This window comes from Mesorhizobium waitakense (genome assembly GCF_056431085.1).
In genome coordinates this window covers 16,052-38,442 of the sequence record NZ_JBWKME010000115.1, presented here as the reverse complement: position 1 = coordinate 38,442, position 22,391 = coordinate 16,052, and the positions used below count along the sequence as shown (strand labels likewise).

Annotated in this window: 20 protein-coding genes; 10 read left to right on the top strand and 10 right to left on the bottom strand. The window is 62.3% G+C overall.

From position 1 onward, the window contains the following. Window positions 1–72: 72 nt before the first annotated feature. Window positions 73–678: a hypothetical protein gene (locus tag AC07FD_RS24665; protein ID WP_478351970.1), complete on the top strand. Its 606-nt coding sequence runs from the start codon at window positions 73–75 to the stop codon at window positions 676–678. Between the two features lie 331 nt (window positions 679–1,009). Here the strand turns inward: AC07FD_RS24665 and AC07FD_RS24660 are convergent, their stop codons facing one another. Both AC07FD_RS24660 and AC07FD_RS24655 read right to left on the bottom strand, forming a co-directional pair. Next, on the bottom strand, window positions 1,010–1,282 hold the full coding sequence (locus AC07FD_RS24660; protein ID WP_457154898.1) for a DUF2798 domain-containing protein: 273 nt from the start codon (window positions 1,280–1,282) through the stop codon (window positions 1,010–1,012). Window positions 1,283–1,329: 47 nt separating this feature from the next. Next, window positions 1,330–2,211, bottom strand: a complete 882-nt coding sequence (locus AC07FD_RS24655) for an NmrA/HSCARG family protein (protein WP_478351969.1) — start codon at window positions 2,209–2,211, stop codon at window positions 1,330–1,332. Between the two features lie 97 nt (window positions 2,212–2,308). On the opposite strand from AC07FD_RS24655, the gene AC07FD_RS24650 reads away from it, so the two are divergent. Beyond that, complete coding sequence (locus tag AC07FD_RS24650) at window positions 2,309–3,223, top strand: LysR family transcriptional regulator (protein ID WP_478351968.1); 915 nt, start codon at window positions 2,309–2,311, stop codon at window positions 3,221–3,223. A gap of 89 nt (window positions 3,224–3,312) precedes the next feature. Here the strand turns inward: AC07FD_RS24650 and AC07FD_RS24645 are convergent, their stop codons facing one another. Continuing rightward, the gene (locus tag AC07FD_RS24645; protein WP_478351967.1) at window positions 3,313–4,905 is read right to left on the bottom strand and encodes a DEAD/DEAH box helicase; all 1,593 of its coding nucleotides are present in this window, start codon (window positions 4,903–4,905) and stop codon (window positions 3,313–3,315) included. A 194-nt stretch (window positions 4,906–5,099) separates the two neighbouring features. Next, the gene (locus AC07FD_RS24640; protein ID WP_478351966.1) at window positions 5,100–5,873 is read right to left on the bottom strand and encodes an NAD kinase; all 774 of its coding nucleotides are present in this window, start codon (window positions 5,871–5,873) and stop codon (window positions 5,100–5,102) included. Window positions 5,874–6,539: 666 nt separating this feature from the next. On the opposite strand from AC07FD_RS24640, the gene AC07FD_RS24635 reads away from it, so the two are divergent. After that, a complete protein-coding gene (locus AC07FD_RS24635; RefSeq protein ID WP_478351965.1) occupies window positions 6,540–7,496 on the top strand; it encodes an NAD-dependent epimerase/dehydratase family protein in 957 nt (318 codons plus the stop codon). 16 nt (window positions 7,497–7,512) lie between these two features. Here the strand turns inward: AC07FD_RS24635 and AC07FD_RS24630 are convergent, their stop codons facing one another. Next, window positions 7,513–10,587, bottom strand: a complete 3,075-nt coding sequence (locus tag AC07FD_RS24630) for a caspase family protein (RefSeq protein ID WP_478351964.1) — start codon at window positions 10,585–10,587, stop codon at window positions 7,513–7,515. A gap of 184 nt (window positions 10,588–10,771) precedes the next feature. Here AC07FD_RS24630 and AC07FD_RS24625 point away from each other — a divergent pair, with 184 nt between their 5' ends. The 6 genes from AC07FD_RS24625 to AC07FD_RS24600 all read left to right on the top strand — a co-directional run bounded on the left by AC07FD_RS24625 (window position 10,772) and on the right by AC07FD_RS24600 (window position 17,054). Next, window positions 10,772–11,929, top strand: coding sequence for an ABC transporter ATP-binding protein (locus AC07FD_RS24625; RefSeq protein ID WP_478351963.1), 1,158 nt, complete (start codon window positions 10,772–10,774; stop codon window positions 11,927–11,929). A 4-nt stretch (window positions 11,930–11,933) separates the two neighbouring features. After that, complete coding sequence (locus AC07FD_RS24620; RefSeq protein WP_478351962.1) at window positions 11,934–12,854, top strand: ABC transporter permease; 921 nt, start codon at window positions 11,934–11,936, stop codon at window positions 12,852–12,854. Then, the gene (locus tag AC07FD_RS24615; RefSeq protein WP_478351961.1) at window positions 12,847–13,647 is read left to right on the top strand and encodes an ABC transporter permease; all 801 of its coding nucleotides are present in this window, start codon (window positions 12,847–12,849) and stop codon (window positions 13,645–13,647) included. The genes AC07FD_RS24620 and AC07FD_RS24615 overlap by 8 nt, the downstream gene beginning before the upstream one ends. Before the next feature lie 40 nt (window positions 13,648–13,687). After that, on the top strand, window positions 13,688–14,722 hold the full coding sequence (locus AC07FD_RS24610; RefSeq protein WP_478351960.1) for an extracellular solute-binding protein: 1,035 nt from the start codon (window positions 13,688–13,690) through the stop codon (window positions 14,720–14,722). Between the two features lie 89 nt (window positions 14,723–14,811). Further along, window positions 14,812–16,239: an amidase gene (locus AC07FD_RS24605; protein WP_478351959.1), complete on the top strand. Its 1,428-nt coding sequence runs from the start codon at window positions 14,812–14,814 to the stop codon at window positions 16,237–16,239. A 110-nt stretch (window positions 16,240–16,349) separates the two neighbouring features. After that, window positions 16,350–17,054, top strand: coding sequence for a TetR/AcrR family transcriptional regulator (locus tag AC07FD_RS24600; RefSeq protein ID WP_478351958.1), 705 nt, complete (start codon window positions 16,350–16,352; stop codon window positions 17,052–17,054). Window positions 17,055–17,062: 8 nt separating this feature from the next. Here AC07FD_RS24600 and AC07FD_RS24595 read toward each other — a convergent pair whose 3' ends face one another. From AC07FD_RS24595 to AC07FD_RS24575, 5 genes are read right to left on the bottom strand one after another with little or no spacing between them, the layout of a single operon-like run. After that, window positions 17,063–17,821: an MBL fold metallo-hydrolase gene (locus AC07FD_RS24595; RefSeq protein ID WP_478351957.1), complete on the bottom strand. Its 759-nt coding sequence runs from the start codon at window positions 17,819–17,821 to the stop codon at window positions 17,063–17,065. Window positions 17,822–17,823: 2 nt separating this feature from the next. Further along, window positions 17,824–18,888 (bottom strand): ABC transporter ATP-binding protein, encoded by a 1,065-nt coding sequence (locus tag AC07FD_RS24590; RefSeq protein WP_478351956.1) that lies wholly within the window; start codon window positions 18,886–18,888, stop codon window positions 17,824–17,826. Continuing rightward, window positions 18,885–19,667 carry an ABC transporter permease gene (locus AC07FD_RS24585; protein ID WP_477399302.1) on the bottom strand — a complete coding sequence of 261 codons (783 nt, stop codon included), beginning with the start codon at window positions 19,665–19,667 and terminating at the stop codon, window positions 18,885–18,887. Before AC07FD_RS24585 ends, AC07FD_RS24590 begins: the two co-directional genes overlap by 4 nt. Before the next feature lies 1 nt (window position 19,668). Next, window positions 19,669–20,535, bottom strand: coding sequence for an ABC transporter permease (locus AC07FD_RS24580; protein WP_478351955.1), 867 nt, complete (start codon window positions 20,533–20,535; stop codon window positions 19,669–19,671). Window positions 20,536–20,548: 13 nt separating this feature from the next. Next, window positions 20,549–21,640, bottom strand: coding sequence for a polyamine ABC transporter substrate-binding protein (locus AC07FD_RS24575; RefSeq protein ID WP_478351954.1), 1,092 nt, complete (start codon window positions 21,638–21,640; stop codon window positions 20,549–20,551). 93 nt (window positions 21,641–21,733) lie between these two features. On the opposite strand from AC07FD_RS24575, the gene AC07FD_RS24570 reads away from it, so the two are divergent. Beyond that, the gene (locus tag AC07FD_RS24570; protein ID WP_478351953.1) at window positions 21,734–22,348 is read left to right on the top strand and encodes a TetR/AcrR family transcriptional regulator; all 615 of its coding nucleotides are present in this window, start codon (window positions 21,734–21,736) and stop codon (window positions 22,346–22,348) included. The last annotated feature ends 43 nt before the right edge of the window (window positions 22,349–22,391 follow it).

Below are 22,391 nucleotides of genomic sequence, written 5' to 3'. Positions count from 1 at the left end.
CTGGCCGCGCAATCAGCATTTTTTCCCGCCTCGGTCTTGCACGGCCAGATTCAGAAAATCTGGGAGGAATGCATGACAAGAACAGCCAGCCTTGGGCGCTGCGGCGTCCTCGCTTTAACCACTCTTGTGGGCGCATGGTTGGGCGTCGCCACGGCTCAGGCCGAGGATGCCGGCAAGGCCGACATAGACGCCTTGAAGAAGTCGCTTGCCAAATATGAAGACTACACCACCGCCGTCCGCGACCTCTATCTATCGACGGTCGGCTGCGTTTACTACAGCGGAGAAAAGATACCGGGCACGATGGATTACCCGAAAGGCGCCATGGGTATCCATTTCGTCAACGTCCCAAGTGTCGGCCAAAAACTCGATCCGATGCACCCCAATGTGCTGATCTACGAACCGACGAAAAAAGGCCTGCGCCTGGTCGGCGCCGAATGGCTGGTGCCGCTGACGCCGGACATCAAGGCGCCGCCGAAGCTGTTCGGCCAAACCTTCATGGGCCCGATGGAGGGACACTATCCGCTCATCCCGAGGGAGTTCGTCCACTACGATCTTCACGCCTGGTTCGTGGACAATCCGAATGGCCTGTTCAGTCCGACGAACCCGAAGGTGAAATGCAACAAGGCCGAGTTTCCGATGCTGGAGAAACCGACCAAGATGATGCCTGGCCCGATGTAACGGGCGAGCCAGGCTGGGAGCAATTCCAGGAAAAGTGTGAAGCGGTTTTCCGTCCGGAATTGCGTCCAAACAAAGAGGCAATTCCAGGAAAAGTGTGAAGCGGTTTTCCGTCCGGAATTGCATCCAAACAAAGTGGCAATTCCCCGGAGAAGTCTGAGACGGTTTTCCCGGGAACGCGCATAGCGCTTTCCCTCAGGGAACTGCGTCAAAGCAAGAGTTGGAGCGGTTCGGCGTTTCCGTGAAACGATGAACCGGTAGGAGCTTACCGTGAGGGCAAGCCGATGGCTGGCTTGCCCTCGAAAGCGGTTGGGATCAGTCCCTGGCTACGCCATCAGGACGAGGTCGGCTGATCGACAATTGCCGCCACGATCCGGCGAACGATCGGCAAGACCAGCAGCAGACTCGGAAACGCCACAAGCCATGATGCTCCCCATGCATACGGCCAGGTCGCCACGAAACCGGTTGTCCAGCCCGCATTGATCAGCGTCGATACTGCCGAAACAATGCTCGACATCAAGATGGAAAGAACGAATGGCATTACCAGCGCATTGTAGGAGGGCGGTAGTTTCCTCGATTTCAAAACTTTGTCCGATGACGCTCGCATCAAGTATCTCCTGTTCAGAAAGTGGACGCATGCGCGGCTGAGCGCGATCAGGTGGCGTGTGCCGTTTGCAGGGCCAGGTTGCGAATGAAGCTGCGCAACGAACGCGGTTCGCGGCCCAGAGCGGCGCGCAATGTCAGACTGTTCCCGCCAAGGCCATGGAGGGCGTAGTGGCCATATACCCTGGCCAACGATTGCATCTGGAGGTCGTTGTAGGGGAGGCGGACATTCGCAGCCCACTCGGCAAATGTCGGCTCGCCCGCGATGACCGGGCGGCCAAGTTCCTCTCCCATCATCGACGCGATCTCTTCCCGGCTGTGCATACCCGCGCAGAGCTCGATCGTCGCATGGGACAGTCGCGCTTCGGTCAAGGCGATCGCTGCCACTTCAGCAACATCGCGGTAATCGACACGCGCCACCTTCGCCGTCTTTGGAAACGGTTCCGAGAAAACACCGTGCTCAACGACCGACGGCCAGGCCGCTGCGATATTCTGCATGAAATTGGCAGGATGCAGGATCGTATATTCCATCGTCGTCGAGTAGAGAGCGTTCTCGACTGGCACCTTGCTTGCATGGTTTTTCAGCTTCGTATTGGTCGGCTGGATCACCGACGAGAAGACGAATTTCTGAACGCCCGCCTGCGCAGCGGCTTCAACCATGGCAACCCCCATGGCGGCTTCATCGGGGGCAAAGGCCGGTCCAATATGGAAGACCCCGTCAACGCCCTCGACAGCGCTTTCGAGGCTCCGGCGATTGCGTAAATCGCCAGTGGCGACCTCGGATGCCCCTAGCATTCGGGCCTTCTCGGCGTTCTCCGGATCATGGACGAGCGCGCGAACCGTGGCATTGCGGCGCACAAGTTCGGGCACGACCAATCCGGCAAATCGGCCGCTGGCGCCAACAACCAGTACGGTTGGATTGGGTGCTTCCATGACAACTCCCTTCCATCAAGCCTGTCCTCGCGGGACAACTTGCAGAGAGGTACGATGTCGCAAACGGCGTTACAATTGTCCTGAACTGTGATAGATTATGTCGATGATCGGAGAATGCATGAGCCGGATAGACGATTTCGAGGCTTTCATCGCGATCATCGAGCTTGGAAGTCTGACGGCTGCTGCACGCCGGCTGAATCGCTCGCTGCAGTCGGTCAGCCGATCCTTGGCGGCGTTGGAGGAATCAGTCGGCGTCGAGTTGGTCCACAGGACAACGCGTCGCTCGACACCGAGTGAAGTCGGGGCAGCCTTTTTCAACCGGATCAAGCCCGCGGTCGACGAGATAAACGACGCAAGTCTTCAAGCGATCAATCAACGATCGGAGCCATCGGGCGTCCTGCGCATCGGGGCGCCGGTTCTGTTTGGGCCGAACGTCCTGATGCCTGTCATCGCCGAATACATGCGGACGTTTCCCCGGGTCGAGGTCGATCTTCAACTTTCCGATGGATTTGCCGATCTTGGTGCTGAAGGTCTCGATCTGGCAATACGCATCGGCGACTTGCCGGACTCCAACTTGAAAGCCAAACGCCTGGGAGCGTTGCGTCGCGTTGTGTTCGGCGCGCCTTCCTATTTTGCGCGGTGCGGCCGGCCGACCCATCCCTTCGAACTGAGTGAGCACAGCTGCATCGTCAGAACCGCTAACGAGCGTCCAGGTGAATGGACGTTTCAGGTCGACGGGAAACCCCGGGCAGTCAAGGTCTCAGGCGCTTTTCGCTCCAATCTGATGACCTCGGTCTATGCTGCCGCAATCCACGGACTGGGTTTGGGCTTCTCGCCGCTTTGGCAGATAAGACATCTGGTGGACGATGGTCGCGTCGAACTGGTTTTGACTGAATTCGAGCCGGCGCTGGTGCCGATCCACGCCTTGTGGCAGGAAGGCCGGTCATCTTCAGCCAAGGTTCGCGCGTTTCTGGATCTATTGGCATCCCGCCTGGAACTCAAAAGCCTGTAGCATCGACAGACTGTTTGAAGGTTCCCAGGTCAGGACTGACCGGGCAGATCAAGCCGTTGCCGCGCATCCTCTGGACGCGCGGCTGGGGATCAGACCTTGGCGACGATCCGCATGAAGGCCGGCATGTCGTCGCCGAAGCCGACAGTGGTGTCGTTGTCTTCCTGGCGGTGGCGGGCAGGGCGGTTGCTGTCGCGTTGCGGCCTGGTGTCACCACGTTCCGGAGCGCGGGGTTCGTTGCGATCGGATGATTTGCGCTCGGTGTTTTCCGAGCGGATCGCATCCTTGCGCGCGCGGCGTTCGCCGATGTCGGTGACTGCGGTCTCTGCCACGTCAGGCTGTTCGTGCTGCTGCGCAATGACGGGCGGGGCGTCTTCCTCGCTGTGTTTGGAGCGGCGTTCGCCGCCCCTCTTGCGCTCGCCCCTGTCCTTGCGATCGTCGTCCTTGCGGCCGGCACGGCGCGGCGCGCCTTTGCCACGGCGCGGAGCATCGTCCTCGCCGCCTTCGCTGGCGACCACCGTCGACAGGTCGCCATCATGCCACTCGATCTTGTTGCCGATCAGCCGCTCAATGGCGTCGATATACTTGGTGTCCGACTTGGTCGCGATGGTGAAGGATTTGCCCGAGCGCCCGGCGCGGCCGGTGCGGCCGATACGATGGACATAGTCTTCGGCATGGATCGGCACGTCGTAGTTGAAGACGTGGCTGACGTCGGGGATGTCGAGGCCACGTGCGGCGACGTCGGAAGCAACGAGATAGCGCAGCTTGCCATCGCGGAAATTGGCCAGCATCTGCATGCGCGCACGCTGGTCCATGTCGCCATGCAGCGCGCCGGCATCGAAATCATACTTCAGCAGCGAGCGGAACAGCTCCGACACCTCGACCTTTCGGTTGCAGAAGATGATGGCGTTCTTCAGCTCCGCGTCCTCGGCCTTGATCAGGTTGCGCAGCGTCTCGCGCTTGTCCCACGGCTTGGAGCCGGATTTGACCAGGCGCTGGATGATGTTGGTGGCGGCCGACGCGGCCTTCGAGACCTCGACGCGCACCGGCGCGTGCAGGAATTTCTCGGTGAGCTTGGTGATTTCCGGCGGCATCGTCGCCGAGAAGAACAGCGTCTGCCTGGTGAACGGGATCATCTCGCAGATGCGCTCGATGTCGGGGATGAAGCCCATGTCGAGCATCCGGTCCGCTTCGTCGATGACGAGGATTTCGACGCCGTTGAGCAGCAGCTTGCCGCGCTCGCGATGGTCGAGCAGTCGGCCGGGCGTGGCGATCAGCACGTCGGCCCCGCGCTCCAGCTTCTTGTCCTGTTCGTCGAACGATACGCCGCCGATCAAGAGCGCGATGTTGAGCTTGTGGTTCTTGCCGTATTTGACGAAGTTTTCCTCGACCTGAGCCGCGAGTTCACGCGTCGGCTCGAGAATGAGGGTGCGCGGCATGCGGGCGCGGGCGCGCCCCTTTTCCAGCCTTGTGAGCATGGGCAGCACGAAGGATGCCGTCTTGCCGGTGCCGGTCTGGGCGATGCCCAGCACGTCCTTGCCGAGAAGCGCGTGCGGGATGGCGCCGGCCTGGATCGGCGTCGGCTGGGTGTAGCCGGCATCGGTGACTGCGGAAAGGACCTTCGGCGACAGGCCTAGGTCTGAAAAGGTCAACGCTTCTGGAGCGGTCGTGGTGTCTGAGGACAAGTGTTGTTGTCTTTGGCTGGTTCGGGGAAGCGCAACAGCATGTGTGTCGCGGCAAGCGCCACGCGCCTGCAAGATTGGTATTGCGATTAGGCGCAAGCCCACGATTTGTCAACAGAAACGGGCGGGAATGGCACGATTGTGAAGTTGTAACCTTAATCGCGATGCTTAATCGAGGCGTTGATCACTGCGCTAGCTCAATAGCGGAACTGCTCGGCGAGAATGCGTTCGTTCCAGGAATGATTGGGATCGAACAGCAACGTTGCCGTCGCGGTTGATGATTCCCGCACCGTGACCGAGGTCACCGCCTTGACCTCGGTATGGTCGGCGGCGGCGTTCACCGGCCGCTTTTCCGGCTCGAGGATGTCGAAGCGCACGGTCGCCTTGTTGGAGAGCAGTGCGCCGCGCCAGCGGCGCGGGCGAAACGGGCTGACCGGGGTCAGTGCCAGCAGCGGCGCGTCTAGCGGCAGGATCGGCCCATGCGCGGAAAGATTGTAGGCGGTGGACCCGGCAGGCGTCGCGATCATCACGCCGTCGCAACTCAGTTCCTCGAGCCGTACCTGCTCGTCGACGGTGATGCGGATCTTGGCCGTCTGATAGGATTGGCGCCAAAGCGCCACCTCGTTGATCGCCAGCGCTGAAACCGTTTCGCCTTCCGAGGTCACCGCCAGCATCTCCAGCGGGCGGATCGTTTCGGCGACGGCGGCCGCGAGACGCTCGGTAAGTCCACCGGAGCGATATTCGTTCATCAGGAAACCGATGGTGCCACGGTTCATGCCGTAGACCTTCTTGCCCGTCCCCATCGTGTCGCGAAGGGTCTGCAGCAGGAAGCCGTCGCCGCCAAGGGCGACGACGATTCCGGCATCCTCGATGGAGGATTGTCCATAGCGCGCCGACAGGCTTTCCAGCGCCGTCTTGGCGTCAGCGGTGTCGGACGAGACGAAGGCGATGCGGCTGGCGGTTTGGCTCATGGCTCCCCGATGACGACCGATTGGCGGCAGCCGGTTGCCGGGGCCGCGCCAGCGCCGGGGTAGCATGGGCAGGGTACGTCTGCAAAGAGAGCCGTTGTTCCGGCCGGCAGGCGATCGCAAAACGGCGAGATGCAGATCTGCCGTTCGCGCATCATGTCAAAGGCAACGCGAATGTGATGGTTAAGACGAGGGTTAAACTATCGTAAAGCCGCATCGGTCATGTTAGCCGACAGTGGATGGTGGCGGGGGCCTAGCCAATCGAGGCCGACATAGTGCCGGTAGCACGCCTTATCATCGTCTTTCTGATGCTGGGAAGCTTCGCTCTTGTCTTCGCCGCACTGGTGCGCCAGTCCGAAGAGATGAGCTTTCGGCCTCAGCCCACGGCGTCGCGCTGCGGCGACGCAGCCGGAACGCCATGCCCACAACGGGCGCTGTAACTCCCGAAGACATTTTGTTGTTTCTCCCTGAGCCGAGGCCGGTGGCCCGCGCGCGTCGATGGCGTGCGACAAAGCTTGCTCGTTGCGCCTGCGGCCCTTCGCGACGTAGATGAGAACCTTGATTGGCGGATGAACTTTGGGTCGGTGGCGGTAGCCAGCTATTCGATGTTCTTGGGAAACAAGCCCTGCGGCGCGTTGACTGGCCGGGTGTCTGGAGCGGGAATTTTCCATGTCGCGCAGCGTGTTGGTTTCAGGTGGCTGCGGTTTCTTAGGCTCACATCTGATCGACCGTCTGCTGCGGCGAAGCGATCTGGAAAGACTGGTCGTCGTCGACAATCTATGGACCGGCACGCGAGACAACATTGCGCATGTCACCGACCCGCGTTTCAGCCTCCAGGTTGCCGACGCCGAAAGCTTTTCATCCAGTCAGCGCTTTGACGAGATCATCCATCTCGCGTCGCCCGCTTCGCCGATTTGGTACATGCGCGAGCCGATACGCACGATCAAGGCCAACATAGGTGGTGCGCTCAATCTTCTGACGCTGCTCAAGCCCGGCGGTCGTTTCTGCTTTGCCTCGACCTCGGAGATTTACGGCGATCCCCAGGTTTCCCCGCAATCCGAAAGTTACAGGGGATCGGTGGACTGCACAGGTCCCAGGGCCGCCTATGATGAAAGCAAGCGCTGCACCGAGGCATTGCTGTTCGAGCAGCAGCGGGTCAGCGGGCTTGATGTTCGTGTCGTCAGGATTTTCAACACCTATGGGCCGCGAACACGGATGGACGACGGCCGCGCCATTTCGAACTTTGTCATCCAGGCTCTGACGACAGGGGTCCTGACGGTTTACGGCGACGGCTCCCAATCGCGCAGCTGGGGTTATGTCGACGACATCGTCGAGGGACTGGAACGTTTCTTCTGGCGCGACAGCATCTCGCACCGCGGTCCGCTGAACATCGGCAACAATCAAGAGGTTTCGGTTCTGCGCATCGCTGAGTTCGTCAGCTCGCTTGTCCCTGGCAGCCGCATCGAGCACCGACCTCCGGTTCCCCAGGATCCAACCAACCGATGCCCGGACCTGACTTTGGCGAGGCATGTCCTTCCTGGTTGGGAAGCGAAAATCGGCTATCAGGACGGCATCGGGCGGACGTTCGAGTGGTTTCGTCAACAGATCGCCGCGACCAGGATGTGACGCAAGAGTCGGCCGCTCACTGCGCCACCACCTGCAGATTGGCGTTGCCGTAGAACGTATAGGCAAGATAGGTCGGGTCGCCGGTTTCATAGAAGCGCTTGCGCACCACTTGCAGCATCTCGGCGAGGTAAACCGGTCCGTCCTTGAGCCGCGCGCTGATGCCGCCATAGAAGTCGCTCGAGAAGGCGGCGGCGGCGCGGTCGGTCAGCGGCCACATGCCGCCGATAAAGCCCGATGCGCCGCCGGCCAGGACCGCCGGGCCCCAGCCTTGCACGAAGCCGCCGAGCAGCTGGGACTTGCCCGTGTCGCAGGCATTGAAGAAATAGAACGGATTGCCCTTGCCGTGCGCGGCGCTGACCAGCGCGCGCCAGGTATCGGGATCGAGCGACTGGTCAACGAGGTCGATGGCAAACACCGGCCGGCCGCTGCTCGGCTGGTTGACCTCGCCGTGGCCGGAAAAATGGATGAAGCCGGTCGAGACCTCGCCGACCAGTTTTTCAAAAGAGACGAAATCGCCATCGAAGCGGCGGTAGCCGGCGAGCTTGCTCAACGCGTCTATCTCGACCTCCTGGAATGGCAGCGACTGCTTGTCGACATAGGAGGGAGCGACGGCCGCGACGCCGGTGAAAGCCATGCGGACGAGTGGATTGTCGACCTGCGAGGAGGTGCTGCGCGGCGCCCAGCGGGCCAGCCGGTAGCTCATGCCGAGGAAGCCGTCGCGGGTTGCACCGTCGGCACTTTGCGGGCGGATCAGCTCCCACGGCAGCGTGGGGCTGTTCGAGGTGACCTGGATCGAATGCAGTTCGCCCTTGTCGCGTAGCGACCAGAACACATCCTTGAACGCCGCGGGCACATAATCGCGGTAGAGCGCGTCGCCAAAACCCTCGGCGGCCAGTGTGACAAAGCGCTTCTGCGCGTCCGGGTCGCTGCTTGCGACAGGCTGCTGCAACGATACCGCGCCGCGCAAGCTCAACCCGAGCTGCAGCAGCCGCCGGTATTCGGAATCCAGCCATGCCGTCATTTGCGGTGGCGTCGAGAAGATGTCGGTCACCGGGCCGGCCAGATGCGGCGAATGGATGATGATCTGGCCAGGACCCAGTCCGTTCGGATCGTCATAAAGGATGGTGACATCGAGATCGGGGACGTCGTCGGGACTGGCATTGCCAAGTTGGACGCTGCCGGTCACCGCCGGCTGCGGTGGGGCGGAGGCGAGCATCAGCATGGCGGGTGCGGCAGCGCGATTGGCTGTCGCATCTCGGGCGCTGGCTTCGACGGGCGCCGTTCGACGAACAATGACGGGTCGCGATGCCGATCCGAGAAACCGTCCGGCGCTATAGATACGGGCGATGAACTGGGCGGGCTTGCTGTCCCTTGCAATGGGCCGCGCCTTGAGGTCGAAGCGGACGACATCACTGTCGCCTTCGCGGTAGAGTGTCGTTTGCCGGCTCCATTTGCCGCCATCGGCGAGGTCGAAGCCGGAGGCGAAGAGATCGATGTCGATGGGCCAGGCGTCGGTTCCCGCCGGCATCGCCATGGAAAGCGCACCGTCCGCCGTCACAGACGAGCCGGGCGCTGCCTTCACCTTCACTTCGGGCGTCAATTGCGCCTCGGTCAGCGCGATTGAAACGGTCACAGTCTCGCCGGCGACAATCTCGTCCGGCGCATCGATGGTGGGATGCCGCACGATTTCGATCGGATTGGTGTCGACAGGTGGAGAAATCGTTGCGCGAGGCGGATCCAAAGCCGGCGTCGAAGGCGCATTGGCGGTCGCTGGAAAATCGGGTGACGGAGAAAGCGGCACAACGACAGGCGGCGGGGCGGGCACTGGCGCCGGGGCCGGCGGCAAGGTCGGAGGTTCTTCAGATGTCGCCGTGTCAGGCAGCGGGGCAGGTGGCTCCATGGTCGATGGTACGTCTGGAGGCGGGGCGGGTTCCATGCCGGAGGCTTGGCCGTCCTTTGGATAGGTATCGCCGAGATTGTTCTGAGCCGCGGCTGCAGCCTTAGCCGCGTCTTCCTGATACTTTCTTTGCTCCTCGTACTGCCGTCGGGCCTGCTCTTCATACTGCTGGCGCTGCTGTTCCCGGCGTTTGTGTTCCTCGTATGCGGCGGCTTCGTCGGCGCTGTTTCCCGTCGAGGCTTCGTCGGGATTGCCGGAACCCTGGCTGCTGCCATCGTAGCCGCCGGAGCCGTACTCACCGCCGTCCATGGCCGAGCCGCCGCTCCCCAGATCGTAGCCGCCCGGCGGGCTGTCGTAGCCGCCACCGTCTGCGCTCATCGGCGGCGCCGGTGCGGGCTCGGGCGCGGCCGCCTCGGGCGGCGCCTCGGTCGGTGCAGGTGCCGCGGTGACCGGCCCGTCCGGCGTCGGTACAAAATGGCTGTCTGCCGAAAGGCCATATGCCACCCACGGCCACTGGGCACCGAGCGTCTTCTCCGCGACGGTTTGCGCGACCGAGGCGAGTATGGTGCCGACGTCCACCCCCCGCCTGGTCAGCGCGGCCGTGAGCGCGTCGGCAAACACCGTGACCGGTCGGTTTTCGTTCAGCGCCACACGTCCCGGCTTGGCGGAAAAGGCAACGATGGCGCTGGACAGCGGACCGACCGCCGCCAGACCTTGCATCACGCCCGGGGTGGGGTTGTTCGCGTCACCGGGATTATCCAGCACAACCACCTTCAATGTCGGTGTGGCTTCGAGCGCTTGCATGAACAGATCGAGAGGCAGTGCCGTCTGGTCCACCGCTTCCTTTGAGCCGGTCCGCGTATCGCGCGTCAGCAGATAGTTTCGGTCATTGGCCTGCGCCGTATGGCCGACATAGTAGAAGATACCAATGGAATCGGCGGCACTCAGCGATTTGGCGAAATCATACATGGCGTGCGCCACATCGGCGCGGTCGCCGTCGGACACTTGCCGGACCGTGAACCCAAGCGATCGCAGGCTCGCTGCCACGAGTTCGGCGCTGAGTTCGGCGTTGGCGATGGCCGGTGCGCCCTCATAGGCCGGATTGGCGACGACCAGCGCGATACGCTCCTCGCCGCGCGCGGCGGAGAAGAGCGCCATGGTCATCAGCAGCACGGCCGCCAGAAACAGGCGCATGACCTTGATCCAAACCCTGAGGGCCGCGGCGATCACGCCACGACTTGCCCCAATTCATCAATGGCCTCGTCCTCGACCATATCATGACGGGTTCACCGACGCATCGGCCGCATCGTCAATGGTCGATGCCGTGCTGGTGGTCGCAAAAAGATATTGACTGTATGTTTAGTCATAGTTATCGCTGATGGCGAGGATCAAGTTGGTCAGCCGGTTTCCGCCGGTGAATGACCACGGAGGAGAGGGGAATATCTTGACAGCCATACGGCCCGCCGTTGAGGCGAAGGGCGTCACCAGGATCTTTCGGGGAACCGGTCAGGACCAGGTCAGAGCGCTCGACAACGTCTCCGTCGCGATACACGAAAATGAATTCTTCACGCTGCTCGGCCCGTCGGGCTGCGGAAAGACGACACTGCTGCGGCTGATCGCCGGCTTCGACTATCCGACTGACGGCGAAATCCTGCTCTACGGCCAGGACATCGCGCCGCTGCCGCCGTTCAAGCGGCCGGTCAACACCGTCTTTCAGTCCTATGCGCTGTTTCCGCACATGACGGTCGCCGACAACATCGGCTTTGGCCTGAAGATGCTTGGCAAGCCGAAGGCCGAGATCGAGGCTCGTGTCGACGCGATGCTGAAACTCGTCCACATGCAGGAATTGAGGAACCGGCGCACCAGCCAGATCTCAGGCGGCCAGCAGCAACGTGTGGCGCTCGCCAGGGCACTGGCGCCGCAGCCGAAAGTGCTGCTCCTCGACGAACCCTTGTCGGCGCTCGACTACAAGCTGCGCAAGGAAATGCAGATCGAACTGAAGCGGCTGCAGCACGAGACCGGCATCACCTTCATCTTCGTCACCCACGACCAGGAAGAAGCGCTGACGATGTCGGACCGCATCGCCGTGATGTCGTCGGGAAACATCCTGCAGGTCGGCACGCCCTGGGACGTCTATGACCACCCGGCCGAACGCTTCGTCGCCGACTTCATCGGCGAGGCGAACTTCCTGACCGGCATGGTCGAAAGTGCAGGCAATGGCCGGGCGCGGATCGCCTTGCGCTCGGGTGCGACGATCTGCGCGACCGCCGCCGCGGGTTTCCGCGCAGGCGGCAACGCAACGCTGATGGTCCGGCCTGAGCATGCCAAGCTCGTCAAAGGCCGCGGCGACCTGACCGGCACGATCGAGACCGTCGTCTATTTCGGCACCGACACGCACATCCATGTCCGGCTGGACGAAGGCGACGTCTTCATGGTGCGCCAGCAGAACTCGCGCAGCGCCAGCTGCGGCTTCGAAAACGGCGACAAGGTCGGCATATCGATCGGCGACGATGCTGCCCAAGTGCTGAAGGACTAGGGCCATGGCGACCGCAACAGAGGTAGCCGAAAAGGCCGAACGCCACGACATCAGGTCACGCTGGCTGCTTTCCACCCCGGCGCTGCTGATCGTCTTCCTCGCTGCCGTTGGGCCGCTGCTGATCGTGGTCGTCTATTCCTTCCTGACGCCAGGCAATTACGGCGATGTGAAATGGCAGTTCTCGACCGATGCCTGGGTGAGCGTACTGTTCGAGCGTGACGTCTTCGACGACACGCTGTCGTTGGCCACCGCATATCTGTCGATCTTCTGGCGCTCGGTGTCGCTGTCGCTGGCAACCACTGTGCTGACCCTGATCCTCGGCTTCCCCACCGCCTATTTCATTGCCACACGGCCGGATCACCGGCGCGACATCTGGCTGTTCCTGATCACCATCCCGTTCTGGACCAACCTTCTGATCCGCACCTTCGCCATGCAGCAGGTGCTGCGCAATGACGGCATCATCAATTCGGTGCTGCAGTTGCTTGGGATCACCGACCATCCTGTCCAGCTCATTTATACCAATTTCGCCGTCCTGGCCGGCATGGTCTACGTGTTCCTGCCGCTGATGGTGCTGCCGCTATACGCCAGCATGGAGAAGATCGATTTCCGATTGGTCGAGGCAAGCTACGACCTCTACGCGACGCGGTCCCAGGTGCTGAAGCGCATCATCATCCCTCTGGTCACGCCGGGCATCGTCGCCGGCTCGATCCTCGTCTTCATCCCCTCGCTTGGCGCCTATGTGACGCCGAGGGTGCTCGGCGGCGGCACCAATCTGATGATCGGCAACCTGATCGAGCTGCAGTTTGGCCAGGGCAGAAACTGGCCGCTCGGTGCGGCGCTTTCGATCACCTTGATGGCGATCGTCATGGTGGCGCTGCTGTTCTATGTCCGCAACACGACAAGGTCGGATGGCGCCCATGGCTAATCGCTTCGACGTCCGGCGGCAGAACGGCTTCGTCAGCGTGGCGATGCTGTGTTTCTTCCTGCTTTACCTGCCGATCGCCACGCTCGTGGTCTACGCCTTCAACGACAATGATTCCATTGTGATCTGGAAAGGCTTCTCGCTGCGCTGGTTCCACATCGCCTGGAACAATGGGCTGGTCATCGAGGCGTCTATCCGCTCGTTCCAGATTGCCGCCGTGGCCGCCGTGCTGGCGACGATCACCGCCACGATGGCGGCGTTGGCGACGACCAGGACCAAACCGTATCCGGGATTGACCCTCAAATACGCCTTCATCAACCAGCCGCTGATGGTGCCGGAGATCGTCACCGCGGTGGCGTTGCTGATCGTGTTCTCGCGCATCAAGATCTGGACCGGTTATTCCGGCCTCGGCTACCTCGTCGCCGCGCACACCGCCTTCTGCATCCCGTTCGCCTATCTGCCGATCCGGGCGCGGCTTGAAAGCATGGACCTGGCGCTGGAGACCGCGGCGGCCGACCTCTACGCAACGAAGTGGAAGACATTCCTGCACGTGACCTTGCCATTGCTCTGGCCGGGTATCCTCGCCGGACTGATGCTCGCCTTCGTCGTCTCGCTGGATGACGTCGTCATCACCGAATTCGTCAAATCGGGCGGCCAGGACACGCTGCCCACCTACATGCTCGGCCAGCTCCGGCGGACCGTCACGCCGGAAGTCAATGCGATCTCGACGGCCTTCCTCGTGCTGTCGATCGGCATCGTCACGGCTTTCTTTTTCATCAGCAGGAAACGGACCTGAGGCGGCAACGCCGACGGTCCCAACAATGGGAGCATGGAGCATGAACTGGAAACTGACCGCGACGGCCGTCGGGCTGTCGCTGCTGGCCGTGACGGGTGTGGCCCGCGCCGAGGGTGAGCTCAACATCTACAATTGGGGCAATTACACCAGCCCCGATCTCATCAAGAAGTTCGAGGAGACGTACAAGGTCAAGGTCACCGTCACCGACTTCGATTCCAACGACACAGCACTCGCCAAGATCCGCCAGGGCGGTGCCGGTTTCGACATCGTCGTGCCGTCGGCAAGCGTCGTCCCGATCTGGATCAGCGAGGGGCTGCTGCTTGAATCGCGCCCCGACCAGATGGAGAATTTCAAGAACGTCGATCCCAAATGGGTCGATGTCCCCTTCGATCCGGGTCGCAAATATACCGTTCCGTGGCAGTGGGGCACGACGGGCGTGTCGGTCAACAAGTCGGTCTATTCCGGCGACGTGAACACGTCCGCTATCTTCCTCGACCCACCGCCCGAACTGGTCGGCAAGATCAATGTCGTGCCCGAAATGGGTGACGTCATGTTCCTCGCCATCGCCTACGAAGGCGGCCAATACTGCACCGACGACAAGGTGGTGCTGAAGAAGGTGCGCGACAAGCTGGTCGAGGCCAAGGCGAAATGGCTGTCCTTCGACTACGGCGCCGTCGATGGCCTCGGCAAGGGCGACATCGCCGCCGGCGTCAACTGGAACGGCATTTCGCTCCGCCAGCGCTTGCAGAACGACAAGATCGTCTATGGCTATCCCAAGGAGGGCTACCCGATCTGGATGGACAACGTCGCCGTCCTCAAGGACGCCAGGAACGTCGAGAACGCCAAGCTCTTCCAGAACTTCATCATGGACCCGCGGAACGCCGCATTGATCTCGGCCTTCGCGCGCTATTCGAATGGCATCAAAGGTTCGGAAGCCTTCATGCCGGACGACATGAAGAACGCGCCGGAGGTCAACGTTCCGGCCGAGTTCGCCGGCAAGGGCCAGTTCATGCCGGCCTGTCCGCCTGAAGTGCAGGCGCTCTACACGAAAATCTGGACCGACCTGCAGAAATAGCCCGACCCGGGTTTCTCGCGCCGCGATATCGCGGCGCGGCCACCTCCCGTCCATGCCAAAGGCGATCCGGCGATCGCAGGAGACTTCCCATGACTGATCTCGACCTTTGCTACATGCCGGCCAGCGAGGCGCTGCGGCTGTTCAAGGCGAAGAAACTCTCGCCCGTCGAATTGATGCAGGCGACCATCGACCGCGCCGAAGCCACCAGGTCGGCAATCAACTGCTTCACCTTTACGCATTTCGACGAGGCGATGGAGCTGGCCAAAAAAGCTGAGGCGAAATACGCCAGGGGGGCCAGGACCGGCGCCCTCGAGGGCCTGCCGATCGGCATCAAGGACGAGAGCTACATCAAGGGCAAGCCGACATCGCACGGCTCGCTGCTGTCGAAGGATGCCATTGGCGGCCACACTTCGACGATGAACGAGCGCATCATCAAGGCCGGAGGCATCGTCCATGCACGCACGGCAACGCCCGAATTCAGCTGCGCCGGCTATACCTGGTCGAGGCGCTGGGGCGTCACGCGCAATCCGTGGAACCCGGACTTCACGCCGGGTGGTTCGTCCGGCGGCGCGGCGGCAACGCTGGCCTCGGGCACATCGGCGATCGCCACCGGTTCGGACATTGCCGGGTCGATCCGCATTCCGGCGTCCGCTTGCGGTCTCGTCGGCTTCAAGCCGCCTTATGGCCGCAACCCGGACGAGCCGCCGTTCAATCTCGACTTCTATTGCCACACCGGGCCGCTGGCGCGAAACGTCGGGGATGCGATCCTGTTGCAGAATGTCATGGCGGGACCAAGTCCGCTCGACATCGCCACGCTGCGTCCGAAATTGCGCCTGCCACTCGACTACAAGCCGATCAAGGGCTGGAAGATTGCTCTCTCGATGGACCTTGGGTCCTTCGAAGTGGATACGGAGGTGCGCAAAAACACACTCGCCGCCTGCGACGTGTTCCGCTCACTTGGCGCCACCGTCGAGGAGGTCGATCTGGGCTGGGGCGACGAGGTGCTCAAGGCCGGCATTGCCTATCTGGAGCACCTCTTCGGCGCTTCGCTGGCGCAACTGCTCAAGCAGCACGGCGGGGATATGACCAGCTATGCACGGCAATTTGCCGAAGATGGGCAAAAGTCGAAGGCCACGGATTTTGTCGCAACCCTCGACGTGGCGGCCAGGATGTACCAGACGCTCGGGCCGTTGCTGGAGACATATGATGTGCTGATCTGCCCGACCAATGCGCTTCCCTCTGTGCCGGCGGAGTTCGACCACACCAGGGACACCGTCGAGATCAACGGAAAGCAGGTGAACCCTTCGCTTGGCTGGGTGATGACGACGCCATTCAACATGCTGAGCCGTTGCCCGGTTCTGTCCATGCCGTCGGGCCGCGCGACGAATGGCGTGCCGACCGGGATCCAGATTGTCGGCCGCACCTATTGCGACGCCGATGTCTTCCGGGCGGCGCTGGCCTATGAGACGGCTCAGGGCCAATGGTACACAGACACCGAAACGCGACCGTCGCTGTGATCAGCCAGTGTGGCACTTGCCGCACTGGCTCTTGATCTCTGGCTTCGGTTATGGTGAGCCGGCGCGCGGGGCTGGATGCTCCGCCGCAAGGTTTGAAAGGCTGGACAGGAATGGCGCAACGCAAGGCAGCCGCGGCACAGAGGACACCCAGGGCAGTGGTCGCAGAGGGTGGCGACGAGCGGCTCGATCCCGCTCCCAGGGATCGCCGGCGCGAGCGCGGCGAAGCCAGCATCCAGCGCATCATCGACGCCACCATCGATCTCATCGCCGACGAAGGTCTGGCAAGCGTCACCATGCAGCGCATCGCCGAGCATGTCGGATCCTCCAACGCACTGGTGGTTTTCCACTTTCGCAGCAAGGAGAACCTGTTTCGCGCCGTGCTGCAGTATCTTAGCGATCAGTACGATGAATTGTGGGCGACGCTGGTGCGCGTGCCCGGCCTATCGCCGGTCGAGCGGCTGATGGGCGCGGTCGAATGCGCGCAAAGATTTGCGCGGCAGCATCCGAAATGGGTCTCGGTCTTTGTCGTGTTCTCCAGCGACCGCAAGAGCATGCAGATCTACAACGAGATCGGCCTGCCGAGCGATCTCAGCTACAATGCCGAGGCGCGCGATCTGCTCATCGAAATCAAGCGCAGCGGCGGCTACACCGATGTCGACCCGGACACGCTGGCTGAAAGCCTCAACTATCTCGTCCATGGGGCGTGGATCTGGGATCATCTCAATCCCCCGGCGGGCAATTCCGATGTGCTGAGAAAGACGATGCTGATGCTGCTGCATCAGTCGTTTCCGCGACACTTCGAATTGATGCGCTAACTCGTTTCCTAGGGCTGTCGCAGATGGCAGCCGGCCGGCCGCTTCTGCGCCAGATACTCGTCGACAAGCTGGCGGTAACGCACTTTGCCGAAGCTCGGAAAATGGCCGCCATGCACGACCGAGACATCGAGGTCGCGCATGCCGAGCAGCGTCGCCATGTAGTCGGAAATATCGGAGTGATAGACGTCGTCGATCAGCGGGCCGTCATAGATGATGTCGCCGGAAAGCAGGATGCCGGTCTTCTTCTCGTGGAGCGCGATGCCTCCGGGCGAATGGCCGGGCGTGTGGATCACCTCGAAGGCGCGGTCGCCGAGATCGATGACATCGCCATGCGCGAGCAGGCGGTCGGCCGGGGCAGGCAGGATGCTGTAGCGCGCGGTGTCCCAGCCTTGCGGTATACGATCGAACATCTCGTCGGTCGCGTAAGTGCCGGCGGCCGTCCATTCGTTGCGCGGATCGGCAAGGATTTCCGCCTCGGCCGCGTGCACGCAGCGGTCGGGAAATTCGTGATGGCAGCCGATATGATCGAAATGCGTGTGGCTGGCCACGCAGGTCAGCTTTCGCTCCGTCACCAGCGGCACATGGCGTCTGAGGCTGAAATGGCCGAGACCGGTATCGAACAGGAGATCGCGGTCGCGGCCGCGCACGTGCCACATGTTGCAGCGGAAGAACGGCTTGATCCATGGTTCGTGGATCAGCGTCACGCCATCGCTCATGCGGATGGTCTCGTACCAGTCCGGGGCGTCAATGACCGGAAGCGTGCCCATGTTCAGTCCGTCAAGAGGATGATCTGGTCGGTATCGCACGAAACCGCAACCGTGTCGCCCGGCTGGACTGCCGCCGAGGCCGGAAGCCTGGCGATGAACTGTAGCGCAGGGTCTTCGACGGAAACCGCCAGCACGCGCTTGAAGCTGCCCTGGAAGACGACGTCGCTGACCTCGGCCCTGCCAAGCCCGACACCGCCGCCGGCCGCGCTGAGGACAAGGTGCTCCGGCCGTATGGCGAGCCCGACAGCCGAGCCCAGAGGCAAGGCACTCGGCAGTGAAACCGGCCCGACCGGCGTCGCGACAGTGCTGGTCCTGTCCCTGGCTTCCGTGACGGTGCCGGCCAGGATCGTGCTTTCGCCCATAAAGGTGGCGGAAAAGCGTGTCGCCGGCCGGGCATAGACGCTCTCGGGCGGCCCTTCATCCTCGATCCGCCCATCATTCATCACCACGCAATGGTCGGCCAGCGCCATCGCCTCTTCCTGGTCGTGCGTGACATGGATGAAGGCGGTGCCGACGCGCTTCTGGATCGCCTTCAACTCGTCCTGCATCTGGCGGCGCAATTTCAGATCGAGCGCGCCAAGCGGCTCGTCGAGCAAAAGCACCGCCGGTTCGATCACCAGCGCACGCGCCAGCGCCACGCGCTGCCTCTGGCCGCCGGAGAGCTGGTGCGGTTTCTTGTCGAAGGAAGAGGCCAGTCCAACCAGCGCCAGCGCCTCGCGCGCCCGGGCAGCTCGCGTCGCGCCATCGACGCCCTGCATGCGCAGGCCGAAGCCGACATTGCTGCCGACGCTCATATGCGGAAATAGCGCGTAGTCCTGGAACACCGTCGTCGTCGGGCGCTTGGCCGGCGGCACCGAGGTGCAGTCCACGCCGCGGATGAACACCTTGCCTTCGCTCGGGGTGACGAAGCCGCCGAGAATGGACAGCAGCGTCGTCTTGCCCGAGCCTGACGGTCCGAGCAGGACGGTGTAGCTGCCCGGCTCGATCTTGAGCGAAACGTTCTTCAGCACGGTCTGCTGGCCGAAGCGATGCGAGACGCAGTCTATGTCGACCAAAGGCGCGGTCATGCTCTTCTCCTGCGCAGCAATGTCAGTTCGAACAGCACGACCAGCACGATCGAGACGGCAAAGACCAGCGAGCCGACGGCGTTGGTCTTGGGATTGAGGCCGGAGCGCAGCAGGTTCCAGATCTCGACCGGCAATGTCGTGTCGAAGCGGGTCAAAAGGAAGGAGATGACGAACTCGTCCCAGGAGAAGGTCATCGACAGGAAGAAGCCGGCGAATATGGCCGGCGCCATGACCGGCACGGTGATCAGGAGCAGCACCTTCCATTCCGGCGCGCCGAGGTCGCGCGCGGCGCGTTCGATGTTGATCTGGTGGTCGCCCATCTGGCTGTAGATGATGGCAAAGCACAGCGGCAGGTTGATCACGACATGGCCGATGCCGGCGGCAAGCAGTGATTTCGGCACGCCGGCCCAGTTGAACAGCACCAGCAGACCCATGCCGATGATGAGATAGCTGACCGTCAGGGGTAGCGTGATCAGCCCGCGCAGCAGGCCGGAGCCGGGCAGGACGAAGCGGGCAAAGCCCCAGGCGGAAAGGAAGCCGAGCGTGACGGCGGCCAGCGACGAGATGGAGGCCACCAGCAGCGAATTGACCAGCGCCGAGGTCAGCCGTGTGTCCGAGAGAACCGCGTCGTACCAGCGCAACGACGGGCCGGTGAAGGGCGGGATCGGAAAGGAGGTCGACTGGAGCGAGAACAGCACCAGCACGACCACCGGCAGGAAGATGAAGCCGTAGACGGCAAGCGCGTAGAGCCAGGATACGATGCGGACAATCCGGCGCATCTTAGGCCCGCTCGATCTTCAGCCAGCGGGCACAGGCGAGGTAGGCGATGGTGACCACCGCCATGAGGATGATCGACAGCGCCGACGCAAGCGGAAAGTCGCCGCGCCGGCCGATCTGCATCATCACCAGCTGCGGCATCAGAAGCTCGTTGTTGCCGCCGAGGATCTGCGGCGTGATGTAGTCACCGATGCACAGCACGAAAGTGAGGAAGGCGCCGACCATGATGCCGGGCAAGGTCAGCGGCAGGATGACATGCAGGAAGGTGCGCACCGGCCCGGCGCCGAGATCGGCGGCCGCCTTGCGATAGCTCGGGCTCAACTGCTTCAGGTTGGCGAAGATCGTCAGCGTCAAAAGCATAACGAAGAAATGCACGAAGCCCGTGACGGTGGCGAAACGTGTGTTGGCGAGTTGCAGGGGTTCGGCGACCACGCCGATGCCCGTCAGCGCCCGGTTGATGACGCCGTTCTGCGCCAGTACCAGCAGCCAGGAATAGGAGCGCACGACATAGGAGGTCCAGAATGGCAGCACGGCCAGCATCAGCGCCAGCCTTTGCCAGCGTTCCGGCACCTGTTCGGCCAGGATCCAGGCGAAGGGATAGGCGAGCAGCACCGAGACGACTGTGACGATCGCCGTCACCTCGAGCGAATTCACCATCGCTTGCCAGTAGGAAGGGTTGGTGAAGAACTGGCTGTAGTTGGACACCGTGAAGCCGCCGCCCTCATGCGCCGTCAGGCTGGACAGCCCCATGGTGATGAAAGGCAGCACGAAGAACAAAAGCGTCCAGCCGAGTGCCGGCGTGACCAGCGCCCAGGGCAGGGCGCGGCCCGCCCGGGGCAGGGCACGCCCGTTGTTTCCGGCTGAGTTCATCAGCGGGATCAGCTCATTTCGCCTGCAGCATTTCGGTCCACATGTCCTGCATCTTCTTGTCGAGGTCGGCATTCGGCGCCGGATAGGCCTGGGCGCGGGCGAGGAAGCCCGGCTGCTCGTCGAAACGCAGGATCTTCTTCTGGTCGTCGCTCAGCGCTGCCTTGGTGTTCGCCGGCATGCCCCAGTAGCAGGACGAGGTGGCAAGCCGCGCCTGGCCTTCCGGGCTCATGACGTACTGGATGAATTTCAGCGCCATGTCCTTGTTTTTTGAATCCTTGAACATGGCGAGCGACTGCGACCACAGCACCGCACCTTCCTTGGGAATGGAGAAATCGAGAGCCGGGTTCTCCTTGGCCAGCCCGGCCGTCACCCATTCGCCGCCGCCGACCAGGATATCGACTTCGCCGGTCGCCAGCGCCGTCTGGCTGGCGGTCACCTCGCCGACCAGCTTGGCATTGGCCTTCATCTTGAGAAGCTCGTCCTTGAGGGCGGGCAGGTCGGCTTCGGTCAGCTCAGCCGTCTTCTTGCCGATGGCGAGTGCGGCCATGCCGATGACCGGCAGATAATAATCGTAGATGGCGACCTTGCCCTTGTATTTGTCGCCGGTCAGCGCCGCCATCGACTGCATGTCGGCCGGGTCGACCTTGGTCTTGTTGTAGCCGATCGTGTTGTAGCCGAACTTTTCGGTGATGCCGTAGCGCTTGCCGCCGACCACGGTGGAGCCGTCCATCTTCACCTGGGGAAACATGTCGGCCAGGGGCAGCTTGTCGTCGGGCAGCGGCTCGAACAGGCCCTTTTCGACGCCGCGCGGCACGTCGATCGAGTCGATCACCATCACGTCCCAGTCGCCTGGCTGCGACTGCTCGACGATGGCCAGCCCAGCGCCGGTTCCCTCGAATTCCTTGACGTTGACCTTGACGTTGTTGGCCTCCTCGAAGGGCTGCAGAAGTGCTGGATCGGAATGATCGCACCAGATCAGTGCGTTGAGGTCGGCGGCCTCGGCGACGCTGCCGGCCCCGAGCAGCAGCGCCGTGGCGGCGCACGCCGTGCGCAGATGGCTCTTCAAAACGGAAAGCGGATTCCTGGATGCGGATTCAGCGGACATCGAGTGTTCTCCCTTTGCCTTTGTGGCTTCTTGCAAAAAATTGAACCACTTCTAAAATTGAGTCAATTCGGTTTTTATGGCAAAGAGGCTGATATGAGCGGATTGCGGGCTAGGCAAAAGGCGGATCGGCACCGCCGCATCATCGAGGCGGCGGCCGAGCTTTTTCGCGAGGCCGGCTATGAAGGCGCCAAGATCGAGGCGATCGCCACCCAGGCCGAGGTCTCGGTCGGCACGATCTACAATTACTACCAGAACAAGGGTGACATCCTCGGCGCCATCGTCTCGCTGGAAGTCAACGAGGTGCTGAATGCCGGGCAAGGCGTCGTCGCCAAGCCGCCGGCCAATGTCGGCGATGCGCTGGACACGCTGATCGGCATCTATATCGAACACTCGCTGCACTATCTCAGCAAGGAGATGTGGCGGCAGGCAATGGCGATCTCGACGCAACTGCCCGACAGCCCGTTCGGCCAGGCCTACACCGCGCTCGACCGTTCACTGACCGAACAGATCCGCGCGCTGATCGCCCGCCTGCAGGTGCTCGGCCTGGTGCGGCAGGACATTGACGGGGCCGCACTCGGCGAACTGATCTTCAACAACATGAACATGATGTTCATCGAGTTCGTGAAACGCGACGAGGCGAGGATATCGGAATTGCGCGCCGCGATACGCCGGCAGAACCGGATTCTCGTGGCAGCGATTGCGGTCTGACTGTCAGGAGCAGGCAGTAGAATCGATTTTTGGACCAAGCCGC